A 15,185-nucleotide genomic window follows, 5' to 3' on the forward strand; every position below is an offset into this window, starting at 1 on the left:
TTGGAGGCGAGAACTGAGACCACCTCAATAGGCCTGAGCAGCAAGCATTTCCATGGCAAACCAATTTTCGGGACTGTCCCACCCAACAAGATTCTTCTCGAGTTTGTCGATACCCTTGTTGCTGTTCTCCTTGATGGCAGTCGTTAGCGCCGATGTGTTGAAGCGTAAGTGCAGCATTTTCAATCTCCAAAGCTCACTGTCTACTTCGTGGCGCTTTGAGTCGGAATCCATCCAAACAAATGCCATTTGGTCGACACAAACAAGAAAGACTTGCCAAGCGCACAATGCAGACAAGATGTTTGGAGCAGACAAAAATTGGTTCCACCAATGGCGGGCATGATGGGCGCGAATTTGCATTTCTTGAGCGCGTATCCGCAGGTCCTCCCAACTACTGTCTGCCAATCCTTCACGCCATTTTGGCTGAAAGGTTGAGGAAGGCGGCAGAAAGCCGCGAAGCGTGATTGCCCGCCTTCTGCGAAAAGGCTCGATTGCTTGTTCATCTCGGACAATTGCGGCTTCCAGCCATGCAATTGCACCTTGGCTGATTGCTGCAAGCACTAGGTCAAAGTATGACTTGTCATTGGCATTTTCTGAGATGCAATAGACCTGCTGCCTGAGTTCGAGCACAGAGTTGCTTTCGGGTGCTCTAAAGAGCATTAGCAACAGCTCGTTGAGTTGGCCGACCCCAACAAAACTAATAGCAAGATGTCGCCTCAGCACTTGCCAAAGCTGCGCTCCGCGCGGAGGGTCGGATTCAAGCAATGACTCGCACAGCGCTAGGTACAGCCCGCCAGCCAAGTTGATTCGGAGCAGAAGTTCCTTTGTCGTGCCTTCAAGCCCATCAAGCCATCGGGACACCGAAGTCGGGCAGGACGTTACCAGCATTTTTGCAGCTGCATTGCTTACAACGCGGGTGGCCATTGTGGCGCCGGCGGACTTGACGTTGCGGATATAAGATTCGCCAGACTCTCGAGCAGTCTCGAGTCGCGCATACCGTGCATCAGCATCAAGCGAAAAGAAGAAATCATCAGCATCGGTGACCTCGGAGCTCGGCTCAATTGAAATGAAGTTCCTCTCTCCGATGGAATCAACTGAGATTTGAGCCACGGTTGGAATAGCTGAAAAAACGTCAGACCGGAGTGTTTTCTCAATTGCCTGTGCGGCCACTTCAAGGTCTTCAAGGAGTCCCCCGCGCGCCACGGCTGTATCCAAAAGAAACCATGCTGGAACCAAGTCAGCGATTTCAGTGAGGCTACTTTCCGAAGATGCAGAGAGCACCGCTTTACTCCCGGCTTCCTGCAAGAACTCGTGGTCTGGCTGGGATGCTTTCCACCCTTTGCTAACTAGAAACTTTCCAAAATCTCGACACCGACAAGCCGATAGAGCCATAAACGCAAGCGTCTGATGTTCTCCACCCGGAGTTAGGGAATGCTGAATCAGTCGCTGGAACAAGTCATCATCTATTTCTGTGGGGTGCCGCCACAAATAGTTGCAAATCACCTCCAGTGCTCTAGGTTTCTCAAGCCCCCATCGGTGAACAAACTCACGGACTGTGTCGGCATTCGGTGGCCGAAAAGCGTCTGCGAGTGCAGTCGAAATAAATGCTGTTTGCTCAGTTACCACCAGGTCCAACTGAGCTTCCACGGGAGCACTTAGAAGCTCACCCTGCAATAGTTGTAGAAGAACAAATTGCTCTTGTTTGTCGGAGTTCTTTGGGGCTCGTTGCCGCATTTCACGTATCTTTGCAACGTCTATGGGCATTGCCAAGATAGCAAAGCGGGGTACCCTTTGTGCAATCCAGCGACGTTCTTCGCCCTCTCTGCTGCCGAGCTGGTCGAACCAGCGTGACACGATGCTAGCGATGGTCTGTGAAGACACCCGGGCCACTAAGGGGAGAATCGACTCAAAGTCGTGGTCTTCGGCCGTGTAGTAGCGACCTCGGCTTAGCCCTCCTATGTTGAATGAGTCTCCCCACTCAATCACCTCTTGCAGAAGGCTTTCATGAAGGGGCATAGAGGGGTCAGGAAAAAGCGCTTTGCCTCGCTGAGATTTTCTCGATAGGGAAACTTTGTCGCTCTGCCAGAATATGTCGCCGTGTCTGTGTTCAATTGCAAAAAGGCTCAGTGCTGGGTCTGCCAAATAGTCAGTGCTATAGCGGAAGAGTTCGGGAGTTTCTACTCGCCGCCTGCTTGCCTCGCGTTCCAGTTGCTCGTCTCCGGTCAGAAAATTGAGCAGGTTGCTCACGCGTTGTACAACGTGAGGATGAACGTGAGTTTCCCAATCACCGACCAGGGCGAACGTAGAGGCGTCCTCGAGCGCCACTTGGAGCTGGGCCCTATCCACTGAATTCAGCATTACCAGCCATTTCAATCCTTGCCATGATTTAGGCGGGTATGTGACGGCTGCTGCTACCGCTGCTGCAACTAAAACTTTCAGTGCGGGTATGAGTGGCTTACCTAGTAGTAGTTGAGGTACGTATGTGCCAAGGTTGTCGTGCTCCGCCGTGTGCAATTGCAGTGGGACTCCGAGCACCATTTGCAATCCGGGTGCGGCGGTACCGATACTTTTCTCTAGAGATTTGACTTGCTCGGGGCGAGGGAAATCGGTACGCGCTACCCACGTGACCATCCGATTGACGATGACCTCCCATGCCAACGAATTCAAAGCTGGGATTCCGCGTAGCGCGACCAAGGCCCAGTGGCGTGCCGACGCATTCGCTCGGCTATTCGAGTCCTCCACCACATGTAGTAGAGGCTCGACCAGTGCTGGTGCAAGGCGAACTGCATGTTGTCGTTGCTCATCCGTCGCGTTTTGACTTTGCAATAGCGCCGATAGGACTAGTCGTGGTATCGCCGAAGCTGGAGACCATTCTTTCTCAACGAGGACTGAAAGCGCTGCGGTCAGTATGCTGGCAGTTGCTGGCAATGACCGAATTGGGTCCAAGTACTCGTCAAGCATTCGAGCCGCATGCTGAGTACTCCTCTGCTCGGCGGCATCAAGCGTGCCAATCACTGCAAGACCCAAAGCTAGGTGGATAGTTATTTTTTTAGGTCTGAACCTTCCGAAGGTTCCTGGTATCTGCTCCAACCAGGTTCCACTCATAATTTCATGCAGCCGCCGGTTTGTTTCATCCGGCGACCCAGAGGGGTCCCGGACCATCTCTGCTAGCTCCCTTCTCGAAAATCCCGTATGGTCATCCTCAACCGAGTCACCCGCAGCAATATCTTGCCAGTACCTTGTCGCGAGTTCTTGTAGCCACTCGGCCCAATCGGTTTCGCTTAGTGAGCGCCGAGACTTTAGCCCCAGCTCATCAAGCGCATGTGCCCAGAGTAGTCGCTCTACAGTCGGCGCACCTAAAAAAGCCGCATCGTTCCTCATCCGTATTGTCAATTCAAACAGGCGTGGAACCCGAGCAAGCTCAATTACCTCTGGTGGCAGGTGAGAACGGCTTATCCCGTGTTGCGTTAGCAGGGTGTCGAACTCTCCGCCGTTGGACAGTTCATACTGGCCAACTTCAAGTTTCATTATGGGATTCGTTAGTCCTCGCAAACTGTTGAGGTCTTCTTGGAGGAAGTGAGTCTGAGCAGTAAAGACAATCCGTACGCGGCCACTAAATGAATCGCCTTCCATCAATTGAAGAAAACGAAACCAATCAAACGATGGCTCTTGGTTTGCTCCGTCCACAAATAGAAGCACTGCTGGGCCGGCGTTTAGCGGTCGCTGAAGAAGTCGCTCCATCCGTGCCTGCCAGTAAATCTTGTCCGCGCCCCGGTTAAGGTCATGAAGCGCTACCCCGAGGAACTCAATGACGCTTGAGTTCGTGATGCCATTCAACACTTTGAATGCAGATGAGGGCATCATGAGGACGATGGGCAGAGTGTCCATTCGACTTTGCACCCACTGCAAAACACTCCAGGTCTTACCCATGCCCTCTGCGCCATGTACGACCGCTGCGCCCTTTGTGTTGGATGCCCACCAAGACTCCATTCCCTTCGACACGGATTCTCTGACTACCAGCGGTACAAGGCCACCAGCAACGTTCTGGCCGAATACACTTTTTGACTCGGCTGCATCACGCCACAGTTTCTTAAGATAGGTCCTAGAGCTGGACAAGAGGCCTTTGTATCCGATGGCCCAGGGTGATAGCTCTCGCCTTAGGCGTGTGACCATAGGAGCCGCTGCTCTCGCGACAGCTGGGGACTGGGACACCTTTCCGTAGTGCTTGTCCACGATATTGGGAGCCCACGCACACAACGCAGCAAGGGTTGGAAGGTCAGCGCTGTCATCTCTCCAATCGACTACGATAACTGGCACGCCCGTCGTTCTGGCTTTGATTTGCAGGCTATCTTCAGTTTGCTGATTGATTCCGCGTGTGGAAACAAGAATCCAGGCCTCAAGGGCAGAGTTTCGCTTTATCGCATCGTCGATTTCACCCTGCAGATTCCGGTCATCAAGCGGCGAGTTGTCCGCATAGCGCTTGCATTCAAGACTCAAGTGTCTTCCTACACGTCCGCCAGTACCTGCGTCTGAGCCATGCTGAAATCCGGATTTGGCAACGCTCAGTCGAACGCCAAGGAGCTTGCTGATTAGGTCTGTCGCAAGCAGTTCAAGTTTTCTTGGGTCGCCCTTTTGAAGTTTTTTCTTAAGTTCGTTCAAGTACTTTTTCGTCATAGACTCTCCCTTCAACAGCTCGCTGCTCGACACTTATCTGCTTGTTCATTGTTGGACTATTCCTCTACAGTCGAAGCGAAAGCAAAGCGCATATTCAGTCTTCATCAACGTTCGTCCCTGGAAAATGCCGCTCAATAATTTGGCGCAATTCAGGTCTACCTGAATTCCTCTCCCTGTCCCTTGCCTCACGGATGAGGTTGCGTCCGCGCCAGTCCTTTCTGCTGATGTCAACTTTGTAGCTGCAAAGAATCTCTAAAGCCTCTAGGCTGGGCGGGTCGCCTTTGGCAGTAAGCATGGCGGCGTTCGACCCATTGAGTGACACTGCATTGACATCCGCCCCGGCTTCAAGCAAGCGGCGAACCACTGGTAAATGCTTTCGATTGACGGCCCACATAAGCGGCGTGTAACCGGTGGTCAACTCCTGCTCGAGAAGCGGTTCGTCAGGACTCTTGTTGGCAACAAGCAAAGCATCGACGATTGTCAAATAGCCTCGCATAGCTGCATGAGCCATGGAGCCGTCGCCTAGGTATGCGCCTCCGCGCAGAATGAACTCATGTGCGAGCTGGAGATTTCCCGCTGAGATGGCCGCGACCAACGGGGACTGGCCAAACTCTCCTACAGACTTTTGTAGAGTACCCGGCGTTGCCAAGCGTAGCGCCGCGGCGTCATCACCTTGCTCAATGGCTGAAAAAATCCTTGCCCGAAATCGGCGACGAAACTGAAGGCGGAAGTCGTGCCACCACTTTGAAAACCGATACGGGTCAACCAGAATTACTCGTGCCATTCAATGCCTTGCATGAAAGTGAGGGTCCGTCTCGGCCGAACCTTGCCTTGACCACTGACTTTAAGGCACTATTTCTGAGTAGCCTGATGGACGCGAAACTGTCTTGAGTTTGAACCAAGTCTCTTTGACTAAGTTGACCGGACTCCCTAGTCCCCGTACGATAAATCGCACTGTGCCGCTCAAACCTCCTACGCCCGCCGCCACGCCTGCCTCTCCACCGGATATTGGTGACGAGTCTATTCGGAGAATTTCCAATCAAACTAGCGTGCCTACGGCGGGCGTTCGTACGTTTGCGGCGATTTCTGACCCCAAGGATTCCGAGCACTTCACGGTCGAAAGTGCACTGAAAGCCTTTAGAAATTCTGCGGAGAGCCGTCCCGAAGTGGAGGAGCCCCCTTATGCAGCCCTACAGAGAGAAGTCCAACGCAGGCTAGGCCGATGCCTCATCCGAATTCAGCAGTACGAGATTCTCCTGAGGGAGATGGTCGCGAAGCTGGAGGTCACAGGCATGCTTGGAGTGAGTACTGTGCAGACCGCTGAAGCATCCTCTGCCTTGCCAAATATGACGATGGGCAATCTGGTCGGAGAGCTCACCGGCAAGTATTTTCGGCCCACATTGCTCGACTCAGGTGAGACGCAATCGGACGAGCCCAATGACGAAACTGAGCATCCAGTCGGATGGATGTGCTTTCGCTCTAGCGTGTCGATGCCGCCCGATGCTCATGCCAAGCTGACGACGGACCTGCAAGAGCTTGTGGACCTGCGAAACGACCTGGTGCACCACTTTGTTGAAGGGCAGGACCTCGTCACGGAAGTGGGATGCATCGCAGCTGACATGTATCTGCATGACTGCTACGATGAGATTGACCGCCATGTAGTGACTATGGAGAGCTGGGCGAAATCTAGGAATGACGCATTGCGCTCGATGGACGCGTTCATTACGAGTGATGCATACAAGGACTTCCTTCGAACGGAGGTTTCGGAACCTGCAGCGCCGCGCGAGGTCGGGGTCCAAGAGCTGGTTGAGTTGCTTTCCAGGGCCGAGGGCGAACTGACCGGAAACGGTTGGACTTCATTGGATGCGGCGATTGAGTTCATCAGGACGGTGGCGCCCGAAGCCAGTCCAAGACAGCACGGGTTCGGTAGCTGGCGTCATATGATGAGCAAATCACAGGCATTTGACGTTCGCAGAGGGCCGACGGGCCCACAGGGCCGAATGGAAACACGGTACCGTTCACGCGCCGGTGCTGAGTGAATGCAGCCAAGCTCCTGCTGATACCGTCTCGGCTTTCGGATAAGCTGGGAGTCATGAACGCTCTCGATTTGACATTCCTTCTGTGGTCGCTGGACGAGATACTCGCGAAGTGAACGAACTCAACGACCTGCTCGGCGCAGCGACTTCGGCAGTCGAGCACATCTACTTTCAACTCCCGATAGCAGGTCAAGCCCCTGCCTATCGAGAGCGGGTGTATTGCTATGAGCTTTACCACCAGCTTAGACTTCGTTGGCCTCAGGGTTGTCCTTTCAAACTCAATGGAGAGGTGGATAAGGCCGGGCATAAGCTCCTTCGACAAGTTGAAGCGGACAAGTACAAGCCAGACCTCCTGGTTCACATCCCCGGCGACATGAGTGGAAACTTCGCTGCCATTGAGGTGAAACCGTGCACTGCGAGTCTCAATGCGATAAGGAAGGACTTGAGGAGCTTGGCTTTGTTTTCAAATAGCGTCGGCTACCAGCGGGCCATCTACTTGGTTTACGGCAACGAGACGGCGCGAGCGGTGAAACGAATTCAACGAGCGATGACCGAGATTGGTGGAACCGAGAAAATTGAGCTGTGGCTCCATCCCGGAGCTTACATTCCAGCTGCTCTGTGGCACCAGTAGCAATGTTCACGTTTAGCACCATTGCGCCCAAAGTCGCGATAGCTCCATAGGCAGCCACCAAAATTCAGCATCGAAAATTTAACAGGCGGCCTGCGCGGGATGCTGGCGGTGTTCAGGACAAGTGCACTGGTCACCAATTGCCGGAGCGATGGACAGTGAGTTCCGGCGTATGCAGATTGCTAAATCCGCTCTGCAAAATGAAGCTGGCCGGGGCACTTGGCAAGCCGCCTTAGAACAGGTCGCCCGTGGTGCCGATGCCTGGTTCTTTGGGAGGCAGCGTCTTGCCCCTCTTCGTTTTCTGGATTGGCCCAACCGCTCCCGACATCCCAGCACCGCTGCGTAGCTCGTCGTCACCGGCAATCAGGTCCAAAAGGGACGTCGAGTCCGAACGGGGCGTGGCCGTCCTTTTGGGACGCTTCGGCAGCGGCACAGGCTCACCCACCAGCTCTCCATGCCATTGTTGGCAGTACCTCGCCTTTGCCTCCGAAACCGGGCAGGTCAGCCACCCCTCAAAGTCCTCTGGCTCAAGGATAACGACCATGCGCTTTTCGTCGCCCGGTGCATGGAATTGACGCATGAAGGGGTGGTCATCGGCATTCACGGTCAGCATTGAAAATGCGAACATCTCTCTGCCGCCAGGTCCCTGGTAGCTACGGTAGATGCCAGCGACGCCTATGGGCTCGCCGTTTCCCTTTCGGATACGCCACCGGACCGACTGACCGGACTCGTAGTTCGGCTCGTAGATTGCCTCAGTTGGGATGATGCACCGATGCCCAGCCGCCCAAGCCTTCTTGTACGTGGTCTTGGTGTCAACGGTCTCAGCCCGGGCGTTGTAGGTGTGGCGTGCCCAGTCGACCTTCGCAATGAAGTCCGGCACGAACCGAAAGATGCCGTCCGCTACGGTGCGAATGAGCTCACCCGACTCGGTGCCATCTGGTGCGAGCCGAATGAAAGGGGCTCGGCCCGCTGGGAAGACGTCTCGCTCTGGTTCGTCCACACCACGGACTACTCCGAAAAATTGGAGGAGCCGTTCAGCACTGGTGACCGGGATGTAGTTCGCGCACATGGTGCGGAAAAGCTTACCCCAAACGCATTCAGAGCGACAGTCTGCTGCGCACAGACAAGCCGATGCAGAGCGGTACCTTAGCCTGGCGTGCCGCGATTCTCTTCCCAGATAGCCTTTGTCCGAGAGATAACTCGCTGCGCTTCGATTGAAAGCTCAATGCGATTTTGCGTCTGAGGGCGAACGATAAACGGCCAGGGCCTGGCGTTTCGGCGCTGACCCGCTTGGGCTGAGTTGGGGCGTGATGTATTTATTTGCATGGGTCCTCCCGGGTCTTTCTTATGAGCCCAATGCTACATGAATACTGTACGAATAAACAGTAACAAATCGCAACGAAACTCGGAAATCGCACCTGCAGAGCTGGAGACTAAATTTGCCTCAGGCTCTTAGGCGTGCCTACGAAGGCCGAGGCCGGGAAAGCGTTAGCCCAAACGCTTGCAAGCCTTCTACTTGCCCTGCGCAGTGGCTGCGAACTGTTGGCTGCGCATCTTCTAGATTGTTCTTTACGGCGCGCGAAATTGAAAGGGCAGACGTCGTGCGCGTTGTTCGATAGAGCTGTGGCCAGCGGCGTGCCTCACTCGAATGGGGGAGGGGAAAACCCTCGCGAGCACACTTTCAAAGGGCAAATGAACTGCAGCGCCCCATGGGCTCAGCTTTCAACGAAGAGAAGCGGAGGATTTCTGGAATACTCCCCGAGTGGAAATGCGATTTCTCAGAGCCACTCCATGCCCGTTGGAGTTCTCCGCACTTATAGAGTGAATATCCCGCCTTCCATCATCTAGATGAACCTGAATACACCTTATGTCACGGGGCCAATGGCCACAACAGATTTGCACGCAGGTGGAGTTTTCTTCAGTCTTGTGTACCGTGAATGTCTACAGTTTGAAGCGAATGGTGCCGTGTCATGGTGGAGGGAAGTGCTTGATTCCTCTCGCCCATACTGGGATAGCGTCGAAGAGTTTGCAAAGTATCGCCTGGCCGGGACGTACCTTACAAATGACCGTGACCTCCTTGTCTGCACGTTTCCCACCATGCATTTGACAGGCGCTCAATGTAGGGAGCGTGTCGACCTTCTTGCCTTTAATGTCTGGTTTCCGGGTTCTCAAACGTCTGATGGACGTGTTTTTCAATTGCCGTCCTAGCATTCGATGAAACCGACTCAGCTCATTCGTTCTGTGTTGGACGTTGCTCTTAGCGCCGGTCTGTTCGCATGGGCAATCTGTGCTCAATATGCCCTTGCGGAGGAACCCCCTGGGGCGCCCGGCACGGAGCAAAGCGCCAAGCAGCCCCTTGTCGAGTCAGAAAGAGTTGAGCGGAGAAAGCAAGAATTCAAAGTTACGCCGATTAGCTTGGCGTACGTAGGTCGACTTAGAACAGAAGTCATACGCAACTTGGTCTACAAGGGCGAGGTTGAAGGCGTGAATCCTACCGACGTAGAAGTAAGAACTGCCGCGGATGGAGTAATCCTCGACTTCCGAATTGTCAAATCCAGCGGAACCCTGGCGTGGGACGACGCGGTGCTGGGCGCAATCAAAAAAATCGACCGACTCCCTCTTGATGGCTTTGGACGCGTTCCGCCAATTATTGTCTTCCACATGCTTCCTGCAGCAGTTCCTGGACGATATTGAACGAGAGCTTATGTCTACAGGCCTCACCATCGTCGTTGTACTGCTCGGAATCACTATTGGTGCCTGGGTATGGTGGAAACTGTTCAATACGCCAGATGGCGAGCGCTATTTGAAGATGCGCACCCAGGGTCCATTTGCACCAATAAATGCAGACGCTCCCGACAAAGCGAAACGTGGCGATTTAGACCGGATAGCAGTGGAAGACACGCCGCTTCATATCGTCTACACAGAGTCAGAGATGCTCCTGTCGAAGAAGGCGTATGCGTCGTGGAGAGAAATCCAGGACGAGTACCAAGAGTTCAAGTCTTCGCTTGGGCCGTGGCCGGCCGATGAAGTCATCGAATACCTCGAGTCTGACTATCCAAAACTGGAACCTTCGGCTTCCGTCCAAGTAAGCACGTTCATCGCGATGGATTGTGAGACCCACCGCCTGACTTTCAAAGAAACCCAAGCCGAGCCTCTGCCGCACATGGGAGAGAGGTCAATAAGTGGGGAGGCAAAGCTTGTTCTACTGATTGAAACGCTCTCGGAACTTGTGACTGTGCTCGCTCTCGACCCCAGTTGCCAGTGGCATGAACACTTCCAGGGCTGTCTTTCTGAAGCGATGGGATTGCGGTCCGGTAGGGTCGACCAGAAGGCATTGAGCATGCTTTCTGCCTCTATTCGCTCAGTTTACGGAGGTGCCGGAAGTTTCAACGACTATGTCCCTGTCGTGTTCGACGCCGCCGGTTCATATGCCGTTATCAAAGGAGCGGAGGGTTTTGAAGCGTTAGCCAGCAGAACTTACGACTTAGCCCTTGAGCTTGTCGCTTCTGGGAAGCTCTAAGCCATCTTTGGAGCTAATGAGAATTGCTGGAGCGGGCTGAAGTACCAGCAGCTCCAGGTCAAATTCATCAGTTCGGAACCCCGTAGCAGGTAACGTCCACCGATTCACTCGAATGGGGGATGGTCAAATCACGCTATGGCCAACACAATCCCCCAGGAGTGAAATTCGCCCATCTCTACGACCCAATTTACAAGAATGAATTGCCCAGAATTGCCGGTAGCCTTCTGCGAGGTGCAGACAGATGAAAAGACTGTCACATACGTCACCTTATCTGAGCCCGCCAACGCGTTTAAGCGGGGCCTTGTATCCGAGCAAATCATTGGCCAGTTGCTCAATCCGCTAAAAGCTGGTGAGGCACTTGAGCCCGACAACTTTGGGCGCAATCCGGCATTCGTGAGCTTTCTGCACGCATCAATTAAGTCTCGTGGACCAAGTGTTCCTGGACTCATCGACGCGGCACAAAAACAGGGCGATGGGCTGGTCGTCATCACAGATGGCAGGACTCGAACCCCTCAAGATGCAATTCCTCCGGAAGACATTCTTGGCGGATTTGAGGTTGTAGCGGGTTTCATTGTTCCTGACGCTTACCACCCAAATCCGAACCACAGACTGCTCACCAGCGACGGCTTTTTCCGGTTAGAGGCAACCTTGCTTGAGGGTTTGCTTGAGGACATCGCAAACATCAACACGCACGAACCAAGTTGAAACAGCTCACAAGCCGCACCGCCATGAAGCTACTAGCTTCAGTCATTCTCGTCGTTGCATTCTCATCCCTCGCAAATGCGGGGCCGAAAGAGCCAAACTTGGAGGGAAGCTATAGCGTGAAAGGTGAGTGCGCATTTCGAGCCAAAAATGGCGAATACAAGAAATGCGTTGAGTGGAACAGGCTCGCACTCAAGAAGGCGCCGTCGGCCAATGAGTACATCTTCGACTTGTATACAAATACCTTCGCGACGACACAAGGCTCATGTCAGTTCGAAGGGAAATTTCGACTCGAAAGCACAAACGGGGGCCGACGGCTTGTGCACTCAGACCCCGTCGAGGATGGATGCCATTCCCCTCTGATTGGAAAGCTCCAGTGAAGTCATAAAAAAATATCAAATCTTCTAAAACCCCTTGAGATTTACGCTACATTACGTCCATCAATTAATGACTAGCCCAACAGCTAGCTCATCCCACGGCAAGTAACGCTGAAAAGCGTGAACGTTGTCACTCGCCCAAAACGCTAGACGATGCGGGCCGGCAAAGAGACCCTCCGGGGTCTCGAAAAAATCTTCTATTTGTCAGTTTTCGCCAAAGGCTTCTTCGCTTTGGTTTTAGCTCTCCGCATCGCCGGACTGCGTTGGTTCATTAAAAATTTACGAGCAGCCAGATGACCGACAAGGTGAGCGTTACTCTGTCCTATGAGACGAAACCCACCCTCGGGGTACGCAATGCGTAGAACCTGACAGGCTGAGAAGGTGAGTACCAAGGGTCCCACCAACCGCTGGAACTGCGGTGTGATAGTGAAGACTGAATTCAGAAATTCATAGATGGTCATGTGCCAGGCATGTGGCCGGCAGCCTGAGAGCTGTCAAACCCACTAGCTATACCTAGCTAGTCAAACAACAAATTCAAGGAAATACAAAATGGCAAATATCGATGGCTACCAACTTCAACAACGTGACATCCTCGTGTATCCAGAAATCTGGGACGACAAGAAGAAGACACTCAAGCCTATCAAAAGCATGGCTGAACTAGACCTTCATGAGGTGCTTGACAGCATCACTTTGGCCGTTGAAGCCGGCGCACTGGATAACTACAAGTGGCCACAGCAAATTTTCGCAAAGAAGTCTGCATTCGAAGACTTTATTGAACAACTCAGCGAGTATGACGATTTCTACCGAATTACGGACCGTTGGTGGTGGGCGTTGGCCACAATTTGCGAGGGCGGCGACGAGGAGGGGTTTGTTAGCAGCTCTGAAATTGCTCGTGAACTGCTGGTCAAGGCGATGGAAGACGGAAAACTCGACAACTTCGGAAAAAAATCCCCCTCTCACAAATTCTCGGTGGAGGAGTGCATTGCGGCTAGTTTGAGCATTTCAAGGGACTGCGGTTCAGGCTACAACTTGCTGAGCCAAGATGAGCGCGTCAAAGCGCAGGACATCTCTTCGTATGGGCGGTACTACACCCAACGTGCCACGAAAGCAGAACATACGGCGGCCTACCAAGAAGGTGTCGTCCTCGAAAAGCAAAAGCGCGCCGCTGAGAAAGCCGCATCCAAGAAGACAACCACTCGCAAGGCGGGTAAACAGCATGCGTAAATTTTCAATTGAAGGCTACCCCCTGAGCATGCAGCCATCTGACGCTGTTGAGCAGAAGAAGGACGCCATGCGCGCAATGGCCCACCAGTTTCTCCTATCTGTTTTGGAGGCGTTGGCAAAAAGATTCAGGGACCAACCCGAGGCTACTGAAGTAGCAAGGCTCCACCAGGAACTGAGCTGTATGGAACCCACAACCGAAGCGCTTGAGCAAGCAACCCGATATTGCACAAGTGACCGGTGCAGGGGTCTAACGATTGAATAGAAATTGATTGCATGAAGCCACCGTGAGAGGTGGCTTCATTTTTGGACTTGGAACGATTGAAGATGAATTCGATGTCGTTGTTGCTTCAATGCACCGAGTCGGTACGTGATACCTCCTTCGCCAATCCAGATGCACTATGACGTGGGTGTCCATGTCCAGTGTATGCACTTTGCACTTGCCGAAAGTGGCACGTTTTGTTAAAATGATTACTTCAGTGGCCAACTATTCTGCATGGTCACATTACTCAAGTAGCGGTTACCCCGTGAACGATGTCATTACCCAAAGCGCGTAAGCGCTGCGGCAACACGAGCCTCTAGAGCGGCTCAAAGACTAATCTCAATTTAGTCCCGAAGCACTTTGCTTCGGATTCGGCGCGTCCCAGTTTTGGGCCGCAGCTAAAACACGTCTGAAAGAACTAAATGAACACTGAAACGAATACAACTGAGAGTGCGGACACTGGACTTCCAATGGCCGAATTCATGAACCTCTTGTCTGCCGACGGCGGGGCTGAATACGAGCGCGACTACTGGGAACATAGGGAATGCCAATACCTGAAAGAGCAAATTGACCTGCGAAATGGAAGCTTGGGAACCTCTGCCCGAATACAAATTCCTGCTCAGTTTGTGGGTCGAGAAGCCGCCTCAAGACACTTCAAACTGATGGAATTTACGCGGTACTCACTACGCCACGTGTTTACTGAAAAGGAGATGGTCATCATTTTGAACACCACCTGCGACACAGTATGGGAATGGCGCCCAGGTCGTAGCTCTGTAGCTGGCATGGTGGCCGATGACAATGGGATAGAGCACCCCAACCTCCTGCCAAAAGACTCATTGCTATATGGGTTACTTGTGAAGTTGAGCAACCTAACGCCTGCTCAGAACTTGGCTCTGGTCGACGTATGCGAAGGCGTTTGGCGCGCCCTAAGCGGTGGGCCGCTAGGTGAGATGTGCGACAAGCTTGGAATGCCACTCGCCGAATAAAGCTGAACTCCGCGGGTGCCCCCCAAGTCAAAAGGGCACCCTCAAATTTCTGCTACCTGGCATCTTCAGCCGCTTGTGTGCTGAAGGAATTGCCACGGATGCAACTTAAGAATCTACAAACTAATTATGAAAATGAATACAAACAGCTCCGTAACAATTGACCTGAAGAAAGCTATTGCAATTGATGGTTCGTCCCCGCGGTGGTCCGGAGAATTTGATGTCGTGGAATTGCGGAGACCTGGTGGCCCGCTAATTGCGGCACTCGTTCGATGCGCAAAAGAAAGATTCCTTATGAAAAAGGACTTGGCTCTTAAGTTGGGCGTGACATACGGCTACATCAATCAGTTGAGAAATGGAATCCGCCCGGTCAAATGCATCTCTGAAAAGTTCTCTTCCGCATGCGCAAGATTTCTTGGAGTGCCTCGCATGAGGGTATTAGTTCTTGCTGGCATAGTGACCATCGATGACCTAAGCGAGTGCAAAAGCATGCTCGCTACTGAGGTTCATCGCGCGATGGACTTCATTTGTGCTGACCCAAGTTGGGGGCCGCAAATGACACATGAGATTCGCCAGTCAGATGAGCTAAGCCTGTTTGGTGTGGTGAAACTCTTTGAAGCAGCGACTGGCAAAGTTCTGCTCAGCGCGAGCTTGACTGCCGAGAATTTGCTCGAAGAACTGGAAGTACTGAAGTCACTGCAGGCCTATAGGGCCTTGAAGGTGGAGGAATACAAAGCGAAGAAGAGACGATTCCGCGATTAAATTACTGACCTCGGACTGAACCT

Annotated in this window: 11 protein-coding genes; 8 read left to right on the forward strand and 3 right to left on the reverse strand. The window is 53.0% G+C overall.

Translation table 11 applies throughout. From position 1 onward, the window contains the following. Window positions 1–24: 24 nt before the first annotated feature. Both J2X15_RS16100 and J2X15_RS16105 read right to left on the reverse strand, forming a co-directional pair. Window positions 25–4,671: an ATP-binding protein gene (locus tag J2X15_RS16100; RefSeq protein WP_310344577.1), complete on the reverse strand. Its 4,647-nt coding sequence runs from the start codon at window positions 4,669–4,671 to the stop codon at window positions 25–27. Between the two features lie 94 nt (window positions 4,672–4,765). Beyond that, entirely contained in the window at window positions 4,766–5,455 is a 690-nt protein-coding gene (locus J2X15_RS16105; protein ID WP_310344580.1) for an ankyrin repeat domain-containing protein, read from the reverse strand. A gap of 172 nt (window positions 5,456–5,627) precedes the next feature. Between J2X15_RS16105 and J2X15_RS16110 the strand changes: the two genes are divergently transcribed. Then, the gene (locus J2X15_RS16110) at window positions 5,628–6,710 is read left to right on the forward strand and encodes an OST-HTH/LOTUS domain-containing protein (RefSeq protein ID WP_310344584.1); all 1,083 of its coding nucleotides are present in this window, start codon (window positions 5,628–5,630) and stop codon (window positions 6,708–6,710) included. A 109-nt stretch (window positions 6,711–6,819) separates the two neighbouring features. After that, entirely contained in the window at window positions 6,820–7,338 is a 519-nt protein-coding gene (locus J2X15_RS16115; protein ID WP_310344587.1) for a hypothetical protein, read from the forward strand. A gap of 229 nt (window positions 7,339–7,567) precedes the next feature. Here the strand turns inward: J2X15_RS16115 and J2X15_RS16120 are convergent, their stop codons facing one another. After that, entirely contained in the window at window positions 7,568–8,404 is an 837-nt protein-coding gene (locus tag J2X15_RS16120) for an SOS response-associated peptidase (RefSeq protein ID WP_310344588.1), read from the reverse strand. A gap of 1,145 nt (window positions 8,405–9,549) precedes the next feature. Between J2X15_RS16120 and J2X15_RS21265 the strand changes: the two genes are divergently transcribed. From J2X15_RS21265 to J2X15_RS16145, 6 genes are all read left to right on the forward strand, one after another. Beyond that, window positions 9,550–10,029 carry an energy transducer TonB gene (locus J2X15_RS21265; RefSeq protein WP_409034295.1) on the forward strand — a complete coding sequence of 160 codons (480 nt, stop codon included), beginning with the start codon at window positions 9,550–9,552 and terminating at the stop codon, window positions 10,027–10,029. Beyond that, window positions 9,959–10,855 carry a DUF6966 domain-containing protein gene (locus tag J2X15_RS16125; RefSeq protein WP_310344590.1) on the forward strand — a complete coding sequence of 299 codons (897 nt, stop codon included), beginning with the start codon at window positions 9,959–9,961 and terminating at the stop codon, window positions 10,853–10,855. The genes J2X15_RS21265 and J2X15_RS16125 overlap by 71 nt, the downstream gene beginning before the upstream one ends. A 195-nt stretch (window positions 10,856–11,050) precedes the next feature. Beyond that, a complete protein-coding gene (locus tag J2X15_RS16130; protein WP_310344592.1) occupies window positions 11,051–11,560 on the forward strand; it encodes a hypothetical protein in 510 nt (169 codons plus the stop codon). Between the two features lie 923 nt (window positions 11,561–12,483). Then, window positions 12,484–13,158, forward strand: a complete 675-nt coding sequence (locus J2X15_RS16135) for a hypothetical protein (protein ID WP_310344594.1) — start codon at window positions 12,484–12,486, stop codon at window positions 13,156–13,158. 681 nt (window positions 13,159–13,839) lie between these two features. After that, complete coding sequence (locus J2X15_RS16140) at window positions 13,840–14,403, forward strand: hypothetical protein (protein WP_310344597.1); 564 nt, start codon at window positions 13,840–13,842, stop codon at window positions 14,401–14,403. A 126-nt stretch (window positions 14,404–14,529) separates the two neighbouring features. After that, window positions 14,530–15,162, forward strand: a complete 633-nt coding sequence (locus J2X15_RS16145) for a hypothetical protein (protein ID WP_310344599.1) — start codon at window positions 14,530–14,532, stop codon at window positions 15,160–15,162. Window positions 15,163–15,185: the final 23 nt, after the last annotated feature.

Source organism: Rhodoferax saidenbachensis, from assembly GCF_031457975.1.
In the GTDB taxonomy this organism is placed as follows: Bacteria; Pseudomonadota; Gammaproteobacteria; order Burkholderiales; family Burkholderiaceae_C; genus Allorhodoferax; species Allorhodoferax saidenbachensis_A.